Annotated in this window: 20 protein-coding genes; 15 read left to right on the top strand and 5 right to left on the bottom strand. The window is 69.0% G+C overall.

Annotated elements, in window-relative coordinates:
- Positions 1 to 2: 2 nt before the first annotated feature.
- Complete coding sequence (locus tag AC1RGU_RS28870; protein ID WP_159274669.1) at positions 3 to 554, bottom strand: hypothetical protein; 552 nt, start codon at positions 552 to 554, stop codon at positions 3 to 5.
- Positions 555 to 699: 145 nt separating this feature from the next.
- Positions 700 to 2,406 carry a WS/DGAT/MGAT family O-acyltransferase gene (locus AC1RGU_RS28865; RefSeq protein ID WP_492699576.1) on the bottom strand — a complete coding sequence of 569 codons (1,707 nt, stop codon included), beginning with the start codon at positions 2,404 to 2,406 and terminating at the stop codon, positions 700 to 702.
- Positions 2,407 to 2,641: 235 nt separating this feature from the next.
- On the opposite strand from AC1RGU_RS28865, the gene AC1RGU_RS28860 reads away from it, so the two are divergent.
- Positions 2,642 to 4,693: a prolyl oligopeptidase family serine peptidase gene (locus tag AC1RGU_RS28860; RefSeq protein ID WP_492699578.1), complete on the top strand. Its 2,052-nt coding sequence runs from the start codon at positions 2,642 to 2,644 to the stop codon at positions 4,691 to 4,693.
- Positions 4,690 to 5,622, top strand: a complete 933-nt coding sequence (rocF, locus tag AC1RGU_RS28855) for an arginase (RefSeq protein WP_492699580.1) — start codon at positions 4,690 to 4,692, stop codon at positions 5,620 to 5,622. Before AC1RGU_RS28860 ends, rocF begins: the two co-directional genes overlap by 4 nt.
- Positions 5,623 to 5,635: 13 nt before the next feature.
- Here rocF and AC1RGU_RS28850 read toward each other — a convergent pair whose 3' ends face one another.
- Together AC1RGU_RS28850 and AC1RGU_RS28845 are read right to left on the bottom strand one after the other, a co-directional pair.
- The gene (locus AC1RGU_RS28850) at positions 5,636 to 6,313 is read right to left on the bottom strand and encodes a DUF2242 domain-containing protein (protein ID WP_492699582.1); all 678 of its coding nucleotides are present in this window, start codon (positions 6,311 to 6,313) and stop codon (positions 5,636 to 5,638) included.
- Positions 6,314 to 6,417: 104 nt separating this feature from the next.
- The gene (locus tag AC1RGU_RS28845) at positions 6,418 to 7,692 is read right to left on the bottom strand and encodes a Glu/Leu/Phe/Val family dehydrogenase (RefSeq protein WP_062478443.1); all 1,275 of its coding nucleotides are present in this window, start codon (positions 7,690 to 7,692) and stop codon (positions 6,418 to 6,420) included.
- A 252-nt stretch (positions 7,693 to 7,944) separates the two neighbouring features.
- Here AC1RGU_RS28845 and AC1RGU_RS28840 point away from each other — a divergent pair, with 252 nt between their 5' ends.
- From AC1RGU_RS28840 to AC1RGU_RS28780, 13 genes are all read left to right on the top strand, one after another.
- Positions 7,945 to 8,400 carry a hypothetical protein gene (locus tag AC1RGU_RS28840; protein WP_095950083.1) on the top strand — a complete coding sequence of 152 codons (456 nt, stop codon included), beginning with the start codon at positions 7,945 to 7,947 and terminating at the stop codon, positions 8,398 to 8,400.
- 143 nt (positions 8,401 to 8,543) lie between these two features.
- Positions 8,544 to 9,011 carry an Lrp/AsnC ligand binding domain-containing protein gene (locus AC1RGU_RS28835; RefSeq protein WP_062478450.1) on the top strand — a complete coding sequence of 156 codons (468 nt, stop codon included), beginning with the start codon at positions 8,544 to 8,546 and terminating at the stop codon, positions 9,009 to 9,011.
- A gap of 114 nt (positions 9,012 to 9,125) precedes the next feature.
- Positions 9,126 to 9,815 (top strand): GntR family transcriptional regulator, encoded by a 690-nt coding sequence (locus AC1RGU_RS28830; protein WP_095950084.1) that lies wholly within the window; start codon positions 9,126 to 9,128, stop codon positions 9,813 to 9,815.
- A 229-nt stretch (positions 9,816 to 10,044) separates the two neighbouring features.
- The gene (locus tag AC1RGU_RS28825; RefSeq protein WP_492699585.1) at positions 10,045 to 10,983 is read left to right on the top strand and encodes a fumarylacetoacetate hydrolase family protein; all 939 of its coding nucleotides are present in this window, start codon (positions 10,045 to 10,047) and stop codon (positions 10,981 to 10,983) included.
- A 68-nt stretch (positions 10,984 to 11,051) separates the two neighbouring features.
- Positions 11,052 to 12,068 (top strand): ABC transporter substrate-binding protein, encoded by a 1,017-nt coding sequence (locus AC1RGU_RS28820; protein WP_492699587.1) that lies wholly within the window; start codon positions 11,052 to 11,054, stop codon positions 12,066 to 12,068.
- A gap of 17 nt (positions 12,069 to 12,085) precedes the next feature.
- Positions 12,086 to 12,649 (top strand): VOC family protein, encoded by a 564-nt coding sequence (locus AC1RGU_RS28815; protein ID WP_492699589.1) that lies wholly within the window; start codon positions 12,086 to 12,088, stop codon positions 12,647 to 12,649.
- A 56-nt stretch (positions 12,650 to 12,705) separates the two neighbouring features.
- Complete coding sequence (locus AC1RGU_RS28810) at positions 12,706 to 13,476, top strand: ABC transporter permease (RefSeq protein WP_082818351.1); 771 nt, start codon at positions 12,706 to 12,708, stop codon at positions 13,474 to 13,476.
- A 56-nt stretch (positions 13,477 to 13,532) separates the two neighbouring features.
- On the top strand, positions 13,533 to 13,934 hold the full coding sequence (locus AC1RGU_RS28805) for a VOC family protein (RefSeq protein ID WP_070063818.1): 402 nt from the start codon (positions 13,533 to 13,535) through the stop codon (positions 13,932 to 13,934).
- The gene (locus tag AC1RGU_RS28800) at positions 13,931 to 14,746 is read left to right on the top strand and encodes an ABC transporter ATP-binding protein (RefSeq protein WP_307590426.1); all 816 of its coding nucleotides are present in this window, start codon (positions 13,931 to 13,933) and stop codon (positions 14,744 to 14,746) included. The genes AC1RGU_RS28805 and AC1RGU_RS28800 overlap by 4 nt, the downstream gene beginning before the upstream one ends.
- A 40-nt stretch (positions 14,747 to 14,786) precedes the next feature.
- On the top strand, positions 14,787 to 15,680 hold the full coding sequence (gene dapA, locus AC1RGU_RS28795) for a 4-hydroxy-tetrahydrodipicolinate synthase (RefSeq protein ID WP_083259398.1): 894 nt from the start codon (positions 14,787 to 14,789) through the stop codon (positions 15,678 to 15,680).
- A 6-nt stretch (positions 15,681 to 15,686) separates the two neighbouring features.
- Positions 15,687 to 16,529 carry an alpha/beta hydrolase gene (locus AC1RGU_RS28790; protein WP_307636358.1) on the top strand — a complete coding sequence of 281 codons (843 nt, stop codon included), beginning with the start codon at positions 15,687 to 15,689 and terminating at the stop codon, positions 16,527 to 16,529.
- Positions 16,526 to 17,116: a malonic semialdehyde reductase gene (locus tag AC1RGU_RS28785; RefSeq protein WP_492699591.1), complete on the top strand. Its 591-nt coding sequence runs from the start codon at positions 16,526 to 16,528 to the stop codon at positions 17,114 to 17,116. Before AC1RGU_RS28790 ends, AC1RGU_RS28785 begins: the two co-directional genes overlap by 4 nt.
- 10 nt (positions 17,117 to 17,126) lie before the next feature.
- Positions 17,127 to 17,864: a sulfite exporter TauE/SafE family protein gene (locus tag AC1RGU_RS28780; protein ID WP_492699593.1), complete on the top strand. Its 738-nt coding sequence runs from the start codon at positions 17,127 to 17,129 to the stop codon at positions 17,862 to 17,864.
- A gap of 12 nt (positions 17,865 to 17,876) precedes the next feature.
- Here the strand turns inward: AC1RGU_RS28780 and AC1RGU_RS28775 are convergent, their stop codons facing one another.
- Positions 17,877 to 18,578: a YggS family pyridoxal phosphate-dependent enzyme gene (locus tag AC1RGU_RS28775; RefSeq protein ID WP_492699595.1), complete on the bottom strand. Its 702-nt coding sequence runs from the start codon at positions 18,576 to 18,578 to the stop codon at positions 17,877 to 17,879.
- Positions 18,579 to 18,595 lie beyond the last annotated feature (17 nt).

Genomic DNA, 18,595 nt, shown 5'->3' with positions numbered 1-18,595 from the left:
GATCAGGCCGCCTTGCGGGCAGCGCGGCGAACCGGCTTCTTGGCCGCAGCGACCTTGGCCTTCACGGTGCGCACGGGGGCGGCTTCTTCGGTGCCGCTCACACGGGCTTCGATCTGCTTGGTGCCGGCAACGATGCGGTCGGCGATTTGCACCGACACGGTGGCGAAGGGCTGGTTCACGGCCGACAGGGCGTTCAGCACGGTGGTGGCAGCGGGCGATTCGATCTGGGCGACGCGGTTGGCGACGGTTTCGATGCCGCTGGTGGTGCCGGCAGCGACGCGGTCCATCGCGTTCACGATGCGGCTGGTGTCGATGTCCAGGCGGTTGGACAGGAAACCATGCACCTTCTCTTGCGCGCCGATCAGGTTGGCCTTGATCTGCTCGCTCACCATCGGGATCTGGCGGTTGCCCAGGAATTCGCTGTAGCGCGAAGCGGCACCGCCCAGCAGGCGTTGCACGCCGGTGCGGTAGGCACCGACCAGGGTCTTGCCGGCGTCGTTGTACTGGCCGACGACGTGGATGGCGGCGGAAGCGATGTTGGTTTGCGTGGACATGTGAGATTTCCTTGAAGTTGAGTGGCTCGCGGGGAATCGCGATGGGCCAATCATCTTCCGCAGGGCCTAGGCCTGGAAAACTAGAACGGTCGGAAAACTAGTCCAACTGCCCCAATTTCTTTCCCAGGCCGGGCCCGCCTGTCGATCATGCCGCAGCGGCGCGGGGCGATGCGGCGGCCTTGCGGGCCACGGGCCGGGGCGCGGCCTTCTTCGCCGCCGCCTTCTTCGCAGGGGCTTTCTTCGCTGCCGCCTTGACCGGCGCGGCCTTGGCCGGGGCCTTCTGCGCCGTCTTCTTGGCGGCGACGGCCTTCACCGGCGCCTTCTTGCGCGCGGCCGGCTTGCGGGCCGGTGCAGCGGCCTGGGCCTCTTCGTCGGCTTCCGGCGCGGGGGCGGCCACGGGCTTGGGCGGTGTGGCCGGCGCGCCGGAGACGGCCGGGTGCTTCTGCGTCAGCTCCATCAGCAGCTTGTGCTCGGCCAGCAGGTAGTCGCCGATCTCGGTGATGTCGGGCACGGCGCGGCGGCAGGCGATGAGCCCGTAGTCCATGCGGCCGTTGTAGCTTTGCACGGTGACGTTGAGCGCGGTGCCGTGGCTGGCGATCGACACCGGGTAGTAGCAGGTGACCAGCGCCCCCGCGAAGTACATCGGGAACGGCGCGCCCGCCACGTTCGAGACGGCCACGTTGGCCGCCGGCGGCAGCAGGTTGACGATGCCCGAGCGCCCCACCATCGAGGCGATGCCCGACACCAGCCAGGGCGCGGCGAAGGTCGGGAAGTCGTCCAGGATCACGGCCTTGAAGCGGTTCATCGTCGACTTCGAGGAGTTCGACGAGGCGTTGATCGCCTTCAGCCGCTGCAGCGGATCGGTGATGTCGGTGGCCAGGCTCACGAGGATCATGCTGGCCTGGTTGTTGGCCGTCTGGTCGCCGGCCTCGCGCAGGCTCACGGGCACGCCGGCCACCAGCGGCTTGGCCGGCAGCTCGTTGTTGTCGGCCAGGTAGTGGCGCAGCGCGCCGGCCACGGTGGCCAGAACCACGTCGTTGAGCGACACGCCGAAATGCTTGGCGATGTACTTGGTCTCGGCCAGCGAGATGGTGCGCCCGGCGAAGGTGCGCTGGTTGGTGATCGACACGTTCAGCGAGGTGCGCGGCGCGAAGAGGTTGAACTTCTTCGGCGCGGTGGCGGCCGCCTTGTCGGCCGCCTTCTCGTCGGGCTGGGCCAGGCCGCCGATGGCGCGCGCGATGGCCGGCGCCATCTTGAACAGCTTGACGTACTGCTGCGCCGTGTTGCGCAGCGCCGCCGTGGCGAGCTCGGCCATGCCCAGCTGGTAGCCGTTGCTGCGCGGGCGCGCACGCGGCGGCTTGATCACGCGGCCGGTGGCCTCGAGGTCGAAGATGGCCTTGCCCAGCTCGACGCCGGCCTGTCCGTCGATGCCCGCGTGGTGCACCTTGGTGTACAGCGCCACCTGGCCGCTCTTGAGGCCGTCGATGATGAAGAACTCCCACATCGGCCGGCTGCGGTCCATCAGCGTGGAGTGCAGCCGCGCCACGTACTGCTGCAGCTGGCGGTTGGTGCCGGGCTTGGGCAGCGTGATGTGGCGCACGTGGTAGTCGAGGTCGATGTCGTCGTCCTCGACCCACACCGGATTGGTCATGTCGAAGGGCATCAGCGCGAGCTTGCGCGTGAACACGTCGGCCAGGTGGATGCGGCTGGCCATGAAGGCCTTGGCGTCTTCGTAGAAGTCGCCCTTGTAGCCCTTGGGCAGGTCCAGCACGTTGAGCGAACCCACGTGCATCGGCATCTCGGGGGTCTCCAGGTGCAGGAAGGTGGCATCAAGACCGCTCAGGTGTTTCATGTGTGGTTCTCCTCGTTGGGGCATGCGCCGTCCGGCAGGATACCGTGGGCATCGCGTTCGTGGGCCTTCGCTTCTTCAGTGTTTCCACCGGGGGAAGGCACGCCCGGGACAGGGGTTTGCCCCAAGGATGGCCGGGGCGCGCATCCACATGTAATGAAAAAATCGACGCGCCTCGAATGCAGCAACAACTGCTCACAGGCCGCCGCATTCACGGGGGCTTCGTACACTGTGCCGCATGACCTCTGCGCACAACGACGACCCCCATCTCTGGCTCGAAGACATCGACGGCGAAGCCGCTCTGGACTGGGCTCGCCAGCAGAATGCACGCGCCGTTCACACCTATGCGCAGTCGCCGGCCTTCCAGGCGATCGAGCAGGGCCTGCTCGAGGTGCTCGACTCGGACGCGCGCATTCCGATGGTCAGCAAGATCGGCGCGCTGTACTACAACTTCTGGCGCGACAAGGCGCACCCCAAGGGCCTGTGGCGCCGCACCACGCTCGATGAATACCGCACGTCCGAGCCCGCGTGGGAGACCGTGCTCGACCTCGACGCGCTGGCCGCGCAGGACGGCGAGAACTGGGTCTGGCACGGCGCCGACTGCCTGGAACCTGCCTACGAACGCTGCCTCATTTCGCTGTCGCGCGGCGGCGCCGATGCCGACGTGGTGCGCGAGTTCGATCTGGTGAACCTGGCGTTCGTCGAAGGCGGCTTCGCGCTGCCCGAGGCGAAGAACCACGTCACCTGGAAAGACATCGATCACCTGTACGTGGGCACCGATTTCGGCCCCGGCTCCATGACCAGCTCGAGCTACCCGCGCCTGGTGAAGGAGTGGCGGCGCGGCACGCCGCTGGCCGAGGCCGTCACCGTGTACGAAGGTGCGCACGAAGACATGTCGGTGAGCGCCTGGAGCGACCACACGCCCGGCTTCGAGCGCGACTTCGTCTCGCGCCAGATCGACTTCTACGACAGCGAGACCTGGCTGCGCGCGCCCGACGGCACGCTCGCCAAGATCGACGTGCCCGACGACGCCAACACCGGCGTCACGCGCGAGTGGCTGCTGATCGAGCCGCGCGAAGACTGGACCGTGGCCGGCCGCACCTACACCGCCGGCTCGCTGCTGGCCGCGCGCTTCGACGACTACATGGCCGGCGCGCGCGAGCTCACGCTGCTGTTCGAGCCCGACGACACCACCGCGCTGGACGACTACTCGTGGACGCGCCACCACCTCATCCTCAACGTGATGCACGACGTGGTGAACCGGCTGGAGGTGCTCACGCCGCCGGCGGACGGCCTGGGCGACTGGGCCCGCGACAGCCTGGGCGGCGCGCCCGCGCTCTCGTGCGTGGCGGCCGGCGGCATCGACGAGACCGAGAACGACGACTACTTCCTGACCGTGAGCGGCTTCCTGCAGCCGACCACGCTGTACATCGGCACCCTCGGCCAGGGCGAGCCGCAGCCGCTGAAGCACAGCCCCGGCTTCTTCGACGCCTCGCGCTTTCGCGTGAGCCAGCATTTCGCGACCTCGGCGGACGGCACGCGCGTGCCCTACTTCGAGATCGCCGCGAAAGACCTCGTGGCCGACGGCACGAACCCCACGCTGCAGTACGCCTACGGCGGCTTCGAGATCTCGCTGGAGCCGAGCTACAGCGGCGGCATCGGCCGGGCCTGGCTCGAACGCGGCGGCGTGTACGTGGTGGCGAACATCCGCGGCGGCGGCGAGTACGGCCCGCGCTGGCACCAGGCCGCGCTGCAGGAGAACCGGCTGCGCACCTGTGAAGACTTCGCGGCCGTGTCGCAGGACCTGTTCGCGCGCGGCATCACCTCGCCCGCGCACCTGGGCGCCATGGGCGGCAGCAACGGCGGCCTGCTCATGGGCAACATGCTCACGCTGTACCCGCAGCTGTACGGCGCCATCGTGAGCGAGGTGGCGCTGCTCGACATGAAGCGCTACACGCAGCTGTCGGCCGGCGCCTCGTGGATCGCGGAGTACGGCGACCCGGAACTGCCCGACGAATGGGAATTCATCCGGACCTTCTCGCCCTACGAGAACGCGAAGGCCGGCACGCCCTACCCGCCCGCCCTTTTCACCACCTCCACGCGCGACGACCGCGTGGGGCCCGTGCATGCGCGCAAGATGCACGCGAAGCTGCTCGCGCAGGGGCACGACAGCAGCTTCTACGAAAACATGGAAGGCGGCCACAGCGCCGCTGCGGACAACAAGGCGTCCGCCTTCATGGATGCGCTCGGCTACGCCTACCTCTGGCACCACATCGGGAGACCGACATGAGCAACAGCAGCAGCACCACCGCCACCACCCTCGAACTGATCGGCGCGCCGACCGACATCGGCGCCAGCGTGCGCGGCGCGGGCATGGGCCCCGACGCGCTGCGCGTGGCGGGCCTGGCCGAGGCGCTGGCGGGCCAGGGCTTCACGGTGCTCGACCGCGGCAACCTCGCGGGCCCGGCCACGCCGTGGGCGCCGCCGGCCAATGGGCTGCGCCACCTCACCGAGGTGATCGCGTGGAACCGCTCGGTCTACGCCGCCGTCGACACCGCGCTGGGCGCCGGCCACGTGCCGGTGATGCTGGGCGGCGACCACTGCCTGGCGATCGGCTCCATCAGCGCCGTGGCCTGGCATGCGCGAAAACGCGGCAAGAAGCTGCGCGTGCTGTGGCTCGATGCGCACTCCGACGTCAACACCGAGACCACGAGCCCCAGCGGCAACCTGCACGGCATGCCGGTGTCGTGCCTGCTGGGCCACGGGCCGGCGGACCTCACGGGCTGGAGCGGCGAGCCCGCGGCGCTGGCGCACGACGCCATCCGCTTCATCGGCATCCGCAGCGTGGACGATGACGAGAAGAAGGCGATTCGCACGCTCGACCTGACCGTGTTCGACATGCGCCACATCGACGAGAACGGCATGCGCACCACCATGACCGAAGCGCTGCAGGACGTGGACGAAGACACCCACCTGCACGTGAGCTTCGACCTCGATTGCCTCGACCCGGCCGACGCGCCCGGCGTGGGCACGGGCGTGCGCGGCGGGCCGACCTACCGCGAGATGCAGCTGTGCATGGAAATGATCGCCGACACGGGCCGGCTCGGCTCGGTCGACGTGGTGGAACTCAACCCCGCGCTCGACGTGCGCAACCAGACGGCCGAGGTGGCGGTGGAGCTGATCGAGAGCCTGTTCGGCAAGTCGACGCTGGTGCGCTGAGCGCCCGGCCTGTTCAGCCGCGGTTCGGCGACGGCGCCACCGGGAAGGTGGTGGCGGCGGGGCGCGTGGCGGGCTTCGGTGCGTCCTCAGCATCGGCCGGCATGTCGGGGCCGCCGCCCTGCAGGAAGCGCTCGACCAGCGTGAAGAAGCGGTCGTAGAAACGTTCGTCGGTGAGCGTCTGGCTCGCCACCTTGACCATCGCTTCGTTGCTGCCGCCGAAGGGCAGCGAGAGCGAGCCGATGGCGCCCACGCCCAGGCTGGCCGAGTTGCTGCCTTTCTTCAGGCCGTAGCGGTCCTGCAATGCGGTCGCGAAGGCCACGGTGCTGCGGCCGCCCGAGGCGCTGCCGGCGCCCCCTTCGCGCGCGCAGACCACGCGGAATTCGACCTCGACGTGCGTCTCGGCCGCGGGCTGGAAGCTCTTGCGCGCGGTCACCAGGTCGGCGTTGGCGGCCGTGACCATGTAGCCCTGGCTCAGCAGCGCACGGCGCGCCGCCTCGCAGGTCTGGGCCTCGCTGGCAGCGTAGTTGCGCGTGTGGGTGGTGGTGGAGTCGAAGTCTTCGGGCTCGTAGGCCTGGCCCGTGCCGAAGCTGCCGCAGCCGGCCAGCAACAGGGCCGACAGCAGGCCCGGGAACAGAAACGCCGGCACGCGGGCCGGCGAAGCGAAGAAAGCAGCAGAAGAGGTGGGGGGCATGGCAGGTCGGGAAGGACACCGGATGCTAACCAACCGGCGGCTTCGCTTCGAGCCCCCGGCAGGCCGGGGGTTCCCGAAAGGCCCTGCAAGCCCCGGAGATCGCCTCAGGGGTACAGACCGCGTTCCTGGCGCGCCATCAGGATGCGCTCGCAGGCGACGGCGTAGGTGGCGGTGCGCAGCGGGATCTTGTGCTTGTCGGCCGTGTCCCAGATCTGGTTGAGCGCGTTCATCATGATGCGATCGAGGCGCACGTTGATCTCGTCCTCGTCCCAGAAGAAGGACGAGAAGTCCTGCACCCATTCGAAGTACGAGACCGTCACGCCGCCGGCGTTGCAGATCACGTCGGGCACGACCAGCACGCCGCGCTCGGCCAGGATGTCGTCGGCCTCGGGCACCGTCGGGCCGTTGGCGCCTTCGAGCACCAGCTTGGCGGTGGTCTTCTTGGCTCGCTCGGCCGTGAGCTGGCCTTCGAGGGCGGCCGGAATGAGGATGTCGCAGGCCACGTCCCAGAAGTCTTCGTTCGGCACGATGTCGCCGCCGGCCTTGAAGCCGACCACGCCGTCGGTGCGCGAGATGGGCACCAGCTGGGTCAGATCGAGGCCGTTGGTGTTCACGATGGTGCCGGTGTGGTCCTGCACCGCGACGATCTTGGCGCCTGCCTCGACGAAGAGTTCGGCCGCGACCGAGCCCACGTTGCCGAAGCCCTGCACCGCGATGCGCGCGCCGCGCAGGTCCATGCCCAGGCGGCGGGCCGCTTCACGGCCGGTGACGAACACGCCGCGGCCGGTGGCCTTCACGCGGCCCAGCGATCCGCCCAGGTGCAGCGGCTTGCCGGTGACCACGCCGGTGGCGGTGCCGCCGACGTTCATCGAGTAGGTGTCCATCATCCACGCCATGATCTGCGCGTTGGTGTTCACGTCGGGCGCGGGGATGTCGGTGTGCGGGCCGATGATGATGCCGATCTCGCTGGTGTAGCGGCGCGTGACCTTCTCCAGTTCTTGCAGCGACAGCTTCTTCGGGTCGACGCGGATGCCGCCCTTGGCACCGCCGTACGGCAGGTTCACGGCGGCGGTCTTGATGGTCATCCAGGCCGACAGCGCCATCACTTCTTCGAGCGTGACGTCGGGGTGGAAGCGCACGCCGCCCTTGCCCGGGCCGCGGCTCATGTTGTGCTGCACGCGGTAGCCCTCGAAGTGGGCGATGGTGCCGTTGTCCATCTCGATCGGCACGTCGACGATCAGCGCGCGCTTGGGGCGCTTGAGGGTTTCGACCCAGCGCGCCAGCGGGCCGAGGTACGGCACGACGCGATCGACCTGCGACAGGTAGGTGCCCCAGGGGCTGTTGGCCGTCGGATTGACGAAGGAGAGTTTCTCGTTCATGGAAGATTCCCTTGGTTGGAATGGATGGGCGCAACGATATTCCGACTGAGGGCCGCGCGCCATGGCTTATGCATGCCGCGATGGCGGTTATGCAAGAGAAGTTGGAAGGCCCCTTGCGGTCCCTCTCGGCGCGGCCCGATGCAGGTGGGTACGCACATGACAAAACCGTCATCCAGACGTTATCGGTCGCGTGGATGCGCTTCGTACAGTCGTTCTCACCAACCAAGCAACCACCTCAAGGAGTGAACGAACATGAAGCTGTCTGCCACCACCCGCCTTCTGAACACCGCCGCCGTCGCCGCCCTGCTGGGCCTGGCCGCCGCGCCGAGCTTTGCCGGCAACTACGCCGAAGGCGACCCGCGTCCTGCCCCCTTCGCGTCGTCGACGACGCGCGCCGCCGTGACGGCCGACGCCCAGCAGTGGCTGAAGACCGCGCCTACCCAGGGCTACAACGAGAACATGGGCCAGGAGCCGGTCGTGGTGTCGGCCAACAGCCGCGCCGCGGTGGCCGCCGACACGCAGCTGTGGATCCGCTCAGGCCTGGCCGCTCAGCAGTCGGGCGAAGCCGGCGCCGACACGTCGCGCCCCGGCTACCGCGAAGCCCAGGCCGCCTACACCAAGCTGCGCGAAGGCCCGGCCTACGGTGCGCTGGTCGACCAGCTCTCGGGCCGCCAGGCCGCCGCACCGGGCTCGACCACGGTGCGTTGAATGCGGTGACCCACGGCTTTCGGTAGTTCAAATGACTGCGAAAGGGTAGTCCAACGGCATTTCCTTGGTTCTATCTCCTATGGCCGTGGCAAATAGGCCGCATTTCTTGCAGTCGATCGATGTGTGCGCCGGATAATCCTCGAATGCTTGATCTGGACCGCATCGATCTGCGCCTGCTGAAGATCCTTCAGGAAGACGGCCGCATCACCAACCTCAAGCTGGCGGAGGCGGTCGCGCTGTCCCCCACCGCCGTGCTGGCGCGCGTGCAGCGCCTCACGCGCGACGGCTTCATCCTGGGCTACGAGGCCCGCCTCGACCCCTACAAGCTGGGGCGCGGCTTCACCGTGTTCGTCGAGGTCCTGCTCGACCGCACCACCGCCAACGTCTTCGACCAGTTCAAGGCCGCCGTGCAGGTGCGCGACGAGATCATGGAATGCCACATGGTCGCCGGCGGCTTCGACTACCTCCTCAAGACCCGCATGGCCGACATGGCCGCCTACCGCGAGTTCGCCGGCACCGTGCTGTGGCAACTGCCCGGGGTGCGCGAGACGCGCACGTATGCGGTGATGGAAGAGGTGAAGAGCAGCGCGCGCCTGCCGCTCGGGGTCTGAGGCGCACGCCCGCCTGGGGCGTTTGGGTCGGCGGTATTGCATGCGACAATTAAATTTTGTCGACAATATGTCGTCCCACGCCACGTGGGCGGCACGCCCCCGAAGAAGCAAACCATGGAAAACGAGCCTGGAAAAACGCTGTCCCAGACCATCTCGGACCGCCTGGCCGAGGAAATCGTGCTGCGCCGTTTCCAACCGGGCGAACGCCTGGACGAACAGACGATCGCGACGCGCTTCGGCGTCTCGCGCAGCCCGGTGCGCGACGCGCTGCGGCAGCTGGCCTCGACCCGGCTGATCGAGCACCTGCCGCGCCGCGGCTTCTCGGTGGCGACGATGGCGCCCGCCGACCTCGACGGCCTGTTCGAAGCCTCCGGCGAACTGGAAGCCCTGTGCGCCAAGCTGTGTGCGCTGCGCGCCGCGCCGTCGGAGCGCAAGCGCATCGAGTTCGTTCATCAGCAAGCCGGACGCGCCGCGGCAGAGGGCGACGCGAAAGCGTACGCCGCGCTGAACGAGGAATTCCACGCGCTGATCTACGCCGGCGCCCGCAACAAGACGCTGCAGGACCTCGCACTGAGCCTGCGGCAGCGCCTCGCGCCCTTCCGCTCGCAAGGCTTCTTCACGACGGAAAACCGCCTGCAGCATTCCCATGTCGAGCACGACGCCCTCGTTGCCGCCCTGCTGGCGCACGACGGTGACGCCGCCGCCGCCGCCATGCACAGCCATGCGGCCAACTCGGCGATGAACGTGCTGCAGCACTTCGACGGCAGCGCCTCCCGCACCCCGTCTTCCAGCGCCGCCGCCTGACGCGGCTGCCGCGCCCTCTCCCTCCCTCCCGTTTCCGCTGCCCGCCCCGGCCCGCCGCTCCCGGCGCAGGCCGGCCGCGGCATGCGTCCGCACGTCCGTTTCAGTCACGCCGCGACAAGCCCTTGACGTTCGTGAACACCAAAACATAAAATTGCACACAATTCGCAGACACTGAATGCAAAACACCTGTCGCGGATTCCAACCCACCTACAAAAGAGGAGTCAATCGAATGTCTTGGATCGCGCTCGCCACCTACCGCCGTGCCGGCGGGCTTGCCCCCGCCCTGGTGCTGGACGACCAGCTGTACGACCTGGAGGCGGCCCGCACGGCCGGCCTGCCGCCGCTGCCCGAGGCCTGGGTGACGCAGGGCGTCGAAGCCATGCTGCGCGACTGGGCGAACGCCCGGACCTGGCTTCGCGACGCCGCGCCCATCGCCGCCTCGCTGGCCGCCTCGGGCGCCATCCGGCCGGTGGCCGACGGCGCCGCGGCCGTGGCTGCGCCCTTCGTGCCGAGCCGCATCTTCTGCGCCGCCTCGAACTACGCCTCGCACGCCAACGAAATGGGCACCGTGCTGGCGGCCAAGTCGCAGAGCAAGCCGTACATGTTCCTGAAACTCTCGAACACGGTGATCGGCAACGGCGAGACGATCCAGATGCCGCCCGAGACCAGCAAGCTCGACTGGGAGGTCGAACTCGCCGCCGTGATCGGCAAGCGCTGCCGCCGCGTGTCGGTCGAAGACGCACTCGACGCCGTGGCCTGCTACACGATCGTCAACGACATCTCGGCGCGCGACCTCAACATCCGCGGCGACTACCCGTTCAAGCACGACTGGTTCCAGGGCAAGTGCCACGACACCTTCGCGCCCATCGGCCCGTGGCTCGTGCCCGCCTGGCAGATCCCCGACCCGCAGGCCGTGCAGATGCGCCTGGACGTGAACGACGAGCCCATGCAACAGGACAGCACGGCCAACATGATCTGGACGGTGCGCGAGCAGATCGCCTACCTCTCGACCATCGTCACGCTCGAACCCGGCGACGTGATCGCCACCGGCACGCCCACCGGCGTGGGCATGGGTCGGGGTATCTACCTGAACGCAGGCGACCGGCTGGTGGCGAGCATCGAAGGCATCGGACGGCTGTCCAACCAGGTGCAGGCAGAGCGCCTCTGAGCGTCCGCACGGCGGGGCCACGGCCCCGTTCTTTCGAATCACGAACAACAAGGTATGGAGACAAAGACATGCAACCCACCCGCAGAGGATTGGCCGCACTCGCGCGCGCGCTGACCGGCCTCGCCTTTAGCGCGCTGCTGGCCGGCGCGCCCCCCGCGCTCGCCCAGGAGAAGGTCACCTACAACATGGCCTGGCTGCCGCAGGGCAGCTCGGTGGGCGTGATCGTCGCGCAGGCGCAGGGCTACTTCCGCGAGCTGGGCCTGGACACCGCCATCGTGCGCGGCTACGGCGGCAACCGCACCGCCAACGAGCTGGACCAGGGCCAGTTCGAGTTCGGTTACGTCGACCCGATCAGCCTGGTGCTCAACCGCGCCAACGGCGGCAAGATCCGCATGATCGGCGCCATCAACACGCGCTGGCCCGCGGGCATCTGCTTCGACACCAAGCGCCACCAGCCCAAGACGCCCGCCGACATGAAGGGCCTGCGCCTGGGCGGCGGCTCGGCCTCGCCGGTGCACAACGTCGTGCCCGCCTGGCTGGAGCTGAACCGCCAGCCCAAGGACAGCATCCGCCTGCTGCGCATGGACCCCGCCGTGGTCGACGCCTCGCTGATCGAAGGCAAGGTCGACATGGCCGAATGCTGGCGCGGGAGCAACCGCGCCGTCACGCAGAAGCAGGCCCAGGCCGCGGGCGTGACGCTCGGCTGGATCGAGTACAGCGACTTCGGCCTGGACGCCTACGGCAGCGGCTTCGCGGCCAGCGAAGACCTGATCAGGAAGCGCCCCGAGGTGGTGAAGAAGTTCCTGCGCGCCTCGTACCGCGGCTACGAGTTCGCCATGGCCCACCCCGAGCAGGCGGCCGACCTCATGGTGAAGATGTTCCCCACCACCGACCGCGCCGTGGCGCTGGCGCAGATCAAGGACATGAACGACCTGCTGGTCGACCCGGCAGCCAAGGCCAAGGGGCTGGGCCACCTGCGCGATGACCGCATGCGCGCCACCGTGCAGTTCGTCGACAAGGCCTTCGGCCTGGGCGGCAAGGTGAAGCCGCAGGACGCGTACAGCAACGACCTGCTCGCACCATGAGCGCGGGAGCAACACCGATGGTTCAACGCCCCCGTCCCCAGCGCCTCGGGCACGTCGTGCTCAACGTGCGCGACCTCAAGGCCTCCGTGCGCTTCTACACCGAGATCGTCGGGCTGCAGGTGTCCGACTACATCGAGGACCAGATGGCCTTCCTGCGCTGCGGGAACGACCACCACGACCTGGCGCTGGCGCAGATCGCGCCCGGCGACCCGCAGCATGCGGCCACCTACGTGCCGGGACGGCCCGGGCTGGAGCACTTCGCCTACCAGCTCGGCTCACTGGCCGAGATCGAGGACGCCGCGCGCTACCTGCAGGCGCAGGGCATCGACATCGTGCGCGGTATCGGCAAGCACGGGCCCGGCGAGAACCTGTTCCTCGTGTTCAAGGACCCCGACGGCAACTACTGCGAGTTCTACGCAGAGATGGTGCAGATCACGCCCGCGCAACCCTACACGCCCCGCGTCTGGAAGAACGACCTCGCGGCCTTCGACCAGTGGCACTTCGACCGGTTCGTGGTGCCGCCGCCCGAGTGGGGACCGCGCACGGCCCGGGACGAAGACAGCGACGACCCCAAGCGCTGAACGCGCCGCACGACAAGACAAGACACGACACATAAAAAGACCCGGAGACAAGACACATGCACCCCGCCCCTTCTTCGCGCGCCGAATCGTGGCGCCGCTTCACCGACCCCGCCCTGCTGTTCCTCGCACTGGGCCTGCTGTGGGAAAAGTCGGTCGACGTGTTCGGCATCAAGCGCTACCTGCTGCCGCCGCTGTCGCAGGTGCTCGACAGCCTGTGGACGAACCGCATGGCCCTGCTCGTGCAGTCGTGGGTCACGACGCAGGAGGTGCTGGCCGGCTTCGCGCTGGCGGCTGTCGGCGGCGTGCTGCTCGGTCTCGCGATCCACGCCATCCCGGTGGTGCGACGCGCGCTGTACCCGCTCATCGTGGTGTTCCAGGGCCTGCCCAAGATCGCGCTGGCGCCGCTCATGGTGATCTGGTTCGGCTACGGCGACACCTCGAAGGTGCTGATGGCCTTTCTCTTCGCCTTCTTCCCGGTGGTGATCGCCACCATGGGCGGGCTGGCGGGCACGCCGGCGCACCTGGTGGAGCACTTCCGCGCCATCCGCGCCTCGTCCTGGACCACCTTCCGCCGCCTCTACGTGCCCTCGGCGCTGCCGTCGATCATGGACGGGCTGCGCTCGGCCATGCCGCTGGCCGTGATCGGCGCGATCGTGGGCGAGTTCGTCGGCTCCGAGCGCGGGCTCGGCCACCTCATCCTGGAGGCCAACGCCAACGCGCGCACCGACTACCTGTTCGCCGCGCTGGTGGTGATCTCGGTGGTCGCCGGCCTGCTGTACCTGCTGGTCGAGCTGGCCGCCAAGCGCATCTGGTGGCGCGGGCTCTGAGCCCCTTCCTTTTCTCTTTCGCCTTTTCCAAAAATTTCAACTCAGGAGACATCCCCATGGCCAAACTGCGTCACATCGCCCTTGCCGTTCCCGATCCCCAGAAGGCGGCCAAGTTCTACAGCGAGGTCTTCGACCTCACCATCGTCGAGCCCACACACTCGCCCATCGCCGACGGCGTGTACCTCACGGACGGCACCATCTGCCTGGCGCTGCTGAACTACAAGACCGACGAGGCCGCAGGCCTTGAGAAGGGCAAGGACTGGATCGGCACGCACCACTTCGGCTTCTGGGTCGACGACCTCGATGCACAGCGCAAGGCCATCGAGGACCACGGCGGCACCTTCTTCATGGACCTGCCGCACGACAAGAAGAGCCTGTACTACGAGATGAAATTCCGCGACCTCGACGGCGTGGTCTTCGACATCTCCGAAGGCGGCTGGGTGGGAGCACGCAAGTGAAGCCTGGGACCGTGGCCACCGGCGAGGCGACGGTGCGCGCCCCCGGTGCCATCGACACGGCGATCGGCGTCAGCCGCGTCGCCAAGACCTTCGACGCGCGCCACAGCGTGCGCGCGCTGGAGCAGGTCGACTTCACGGTGCAGCGCGGCGAGTTCGTCTCGATCCTGGGGCCGAGCGGCTGCGGCAAGAGCACCCTGCTGCGCATCGTGGCCGGGCTGATCCAGCCCGACGCGGGCGGTGAGGTGCGCGTGCTCGGCCACCTGCAGACGCGGATGTCCGACGACGTGGGCGTGGTGTTCCAGACCCACAACATGCTGCCGTGGGAAACCGTGGAAGCCAACATCCGCCTCGCGGCCGAGGTGCGCAAGCTGCCGAAGAAGGACATCGACGAACGCGTGGAAGCGCTGCTGCCGATCCTCAAGCTGGAGAAGTTCCGCCGCAACTACCCTCACGAGCTCTCGGGCGGCATGCGCCAGCGCGCGGCGCTCGGGCAGATCCTCGTGATGCGGCCCCAGGTGCTGCTGCTCGACGAGCCCTTCGGGGCGCTCGACGCACTCACGCGCGACCAGCTCAACGTCGAGCTGCTGCGCCTGTGGCAGGAGATGCGCCAGACGGTGATCCTCATCACCCACAGCATCTCGGAGGCCGTCTTTCTCTCGGACCGCGTGCTCGTGATGTCCGAGCGGCCGGGGCGCATCGTCGAGGACATCCGCATCGACCTGCCGCGCCCGCGCGACCCGCGCACCACCAAGGAAGCGGCCGCCTTCGGCCACTACGTGGTGCAGCTGGGCCACCTGATGGGCGTCGACTGACGCCGCCCGTCGCCCCCTTTTTCTTCTGGAGCTTTCTGCCTTGAACCTCTCGAAATTCCACGGCGTCGTGCCCGCCATGGCCACGCCTTTCACCGCCGACCACCGGCTCGACGAAGCCCGCGTCGGCGAACTGATCGACAGCTACATCCGCGCCGGCGTGCACGGCATTTCCGTCGCCGGCAGCCAGGGCGAGTTCTTCGCCCTGGAGCGCGACGAGCACATCCGCCTGCTGGAGCTGTCGATGCGCGCCATCGACGGCCGCGTGCCGTTGTATGCCGGCACCGGCGGCGCCACCACGCGCGACGCCATCGCGCTCACGCAGGCCGCCGAAGCCCTGGGCGCCGACCTGGCGCTGGTGATCACGCCGTACTTCGTGCAGCCCACGCAGGACGAACTGGTGGCCCACTACACCGCCGTGGCGCGCGCGACGAAGCTGCCGGTGATGCTCTACAACAACCCGCCGCGCACCGCCGTCAACGTGCTGCCCGCCACGCTCGCGCGCTGCATGCAGGCGGCCGACAACATCGTGGGCATGAAGGACTCGGGCGGCGACCTCACGCAATCCATCGAGTACCTGCTGACCGCGCCGCGCCCCGCGCTGCTGTTCTCGGGCCGCGACACCATCGCGCTGTCGATGATGTTCCACGGCGCGCAAGGCACCATCTCGCCCGCCGCCAACGTGTTCCCCGAGCTCATGGTGCGCATGTACGACGCGCTGCGCGCCGGCCGCCACGACGAGGCGCTGCGCGTGTCGAACATCTTCGCGCCGCTGCGCGCGGCCTGGGCCTGGGGCTCGTTCCCGGTCGTCATCAAGGAAGCGATGACGCTCGCGGGCCGCAGCGCCGGGCCGACGCGCCCACCCGTCGCCGCGCTGCCGGAGAAGGTGCGCGCCGACCTGCGGGCCGTGGTCGAGCGCATCGGCGCCAGCGCGTAACCCGCCATGCCGCCGAACCCCACGGCCGGCGACGGCGAGCGCCGCTACAACGCGCGCCTGGCCGTCCCGCACTACCAGGACATCTTCGACGGCTGGGCACGCGCGTCCGCCGCGGTGCGCGAGCGCGCCCGCGCGCGGCTCGACATCGCCTACGGGCCGCACGCGGCCGAGCGCCTCGACCTGTTCCTGCCCGAGGGCCGCCCACGCGGCACGCTGGTGTACATCCATGGCGGCTACTGGCGCTCGCTCGACAAGAGCGACGCCTCGCTGGTCGCGCCGCCTTTCACCGCGGCCGGCTACGCGGTCGCGGTCGTCAACTATGCGCTGTGCCCGGCGGTGGACGTGGAGACCATCGTCGCGCAGGTTCGCCGTGCGGCCGCATGGCTCGCGTCGCACCACGCGCAATGGGATGCCCCGCCGGCACGCCTGTTCGCCTGCGGGCATTCGGCCGGCGGGCACCTGGCGGCGATGCTGCTGGCCACCGAGCCGGTGGTGGCGGCCGCGATCTGCATCAGCGCGCTGTACGACCTGCGCCCGCTGCTCGACGTGCCGTCGGTGATGGACGCCACGCGCTTCACGCCGCGCAGCGCGGCGGCGCTGAGTCCGGCGCTGTGGCGTCCCCTGACCGGTACGCGACTGCTCACCGCCCTGGGCGGCAACGAGAATCCTGGCTTCCGCGAACAATGCGACACCATCCGCCTGCACTGGCGCGACGTTCATGCGGGCCACATCGAGTGCCCGGGTCATGATCATTTTTCGATCCTCGACGAACTGACGCGCGCCGACGGCGCGATCGCGACAGCGACCTTGCGGCTGATGCAGTCCTTCGACCTTCCACGTTCCCCATGATTCCAGACAGCGCCCTCGACACCCTCTTTCGCCAGGCCCGCTCCCACAACGGCTGGCTGCCCCGCCCAGTCAGCGAGGCGCAGCTGCGCCAGATCCACGAGCTCGTGAAGTGGGGTCCGACCTCGGCCAACTGCTCGCCGATGCGCGTGGTCTTCGTGCGCACCGACGAAGGCCGCGAACGCCTGCAGCCGCTGCTCTCGCCCGGCAACGTCGACAAGACGATGACGGCGCCTGTCACCGCGATCCTCGGTTTCGACACGGCCTTCTACCGCGAGCTGCCACGGCTCTTTCCGCACCGGCCGTCGATGCAGAACGACTTCACGGGGCCCGACAAGGAGGCACACGCGATGCGCACGGCCTTTCGCAACGCGAGCCTGCAGGCGGCCTACTTCATGCTCGCGGCCCGCGCCATCGGGCTGGACTGCGGGCCGATGTCGGGCTTCGACGCGGACGGCATGGACGCCGCCTTCTGGCACGGCACCTCGGTGCGCACCAACTTCCTGTGCAACCTCGGCCACGGCGACCCCGCCAAGCTGTTCGAGCGCCACCCGAGGCTCGCGTTCGAAGAAGCCTGCCGCTTCGCCTGAGGGTCGCACGATGCTTGTCGATGCGACGTTGATCGCCGCAGCCTTCGTGGCGGGCGCCCTGAACGCAGTGGCCGGGGGCGGCAGCTTCCTGACGCTGCCGGCCCTGGTGTTCGCCGGCGTGCCAGCCGTCAGCGCCAACGCCACGGGCACGCTCGCGCTGCTGCCCGGCTACCTGTCGGCGGCCTGGGGCTTGCGCGGCGACACCCAACCGCCGCCCGGGCTGTCCATGCGGACGCTCGTGGTGCTTTCGCTGATCGGCGGCAGTACCGGCGCGCTGCTGCTCCTGCTGACGCCCGATGCCACCTTCCGCCGCGTCGTGCCCTGGCTGCTGCTGCTCGCCACCTTGCTGTTCGTGCTGGCACCGCGCCTCACGGCGTCTCGACAGTCGGGCGCGCACCGGCCGGCGGTCGCGATGGTCTCGGTGCTCGCCGTCACGGTCTACGGCGGCTACTTCAACGGTGGGCTGGGCATCCTGCTGCTGGCACTGTTCGGCTTGCTCGGCCAGACCCGCCTGCTGGCGGCCAACGGGCTCAAGAACCAGGTGTCGGCGCTGCTCACGCTGATCGCGGTCGCCCTCTATGCCTGGGGCGGCCTCATCGCCTGGCGCGAGGCCGCGATCATGGCCGGTGCCGCACTGCTCGGCGGCTACCTGGGCGCACGCGGCGCGCGGCGCCTGCCGTCGGCCTGGCTGCGCGCAGGCATCGTCGCCACGGGGCTGACGATGAGCTTGCTGTTCTTCCTGCGCTAGGGGCCTATGACTTCAGGCGGGCTTGCGCGCCCGCCCGCCGAAGATCGCCGTACCGACCCGCACCATCGTGCTGCCGGCGCTGACCGCCGCCTCGAGGTCCCCGCTCATGCCCAGCGACAGCGTGTCCAGCGCGATGCCCGCCGCGCGGATCGCCTCGAACACCGCATGGGCGCGCAGGCACAACGCGCGCTGCGCCGCGAAATCGGGCGCCGGTTCGGGGATCGCCATGAGCCCGCGCAGCTGCAGCTGTGGCAAGGCCGCCACAGCGCGCGCGAGCGCCAAGGCCTCTTCCGGCGGCACGCCAGACTTGTTTGCACCGCCGTCCACGTTGACCTGCAGGCACACCTGCAGCGGCGGCAGATGGGCCGGGCGCTGGGCCGACAGGCGCTCGGCGATCTTCAGGCGGTCGATGCTGTGGACCCAGTCGAACTGCTCGGCCACGGGCCGCGTCTTGTTGCTCTGCAGAGGGCCGATGCAGTGCCATTCGAGTCCCGCGCGCAGGTCGGCCAGCGCGGCGATCTTGTCCAGGCCCTCCTGCACGTAGTTCTCGCCGAAGGCCGCCTGGCCGGCCGCGTGCGCCTCGCGCACCGCCTCCGGCCCGAAGGTCTTGGACACCGCCAGCAGGCGCACCACCGCCGGGTCGCGCCCGGCCTGCGCACAGGCCCGGTCGATCCGGGCCCTTACTTGCTGGAGATCGTCGCCAATCATCGTCATAATCTTCCGAATTCGTA

The organism is Variovorax sp. GW823-FHT02B07, from assembly GCF_058797695.1.
Note: the sequence above shows the minus strand (reverse complement) of the source record. Positions and strands in the feature narration are given on the sequence as shown.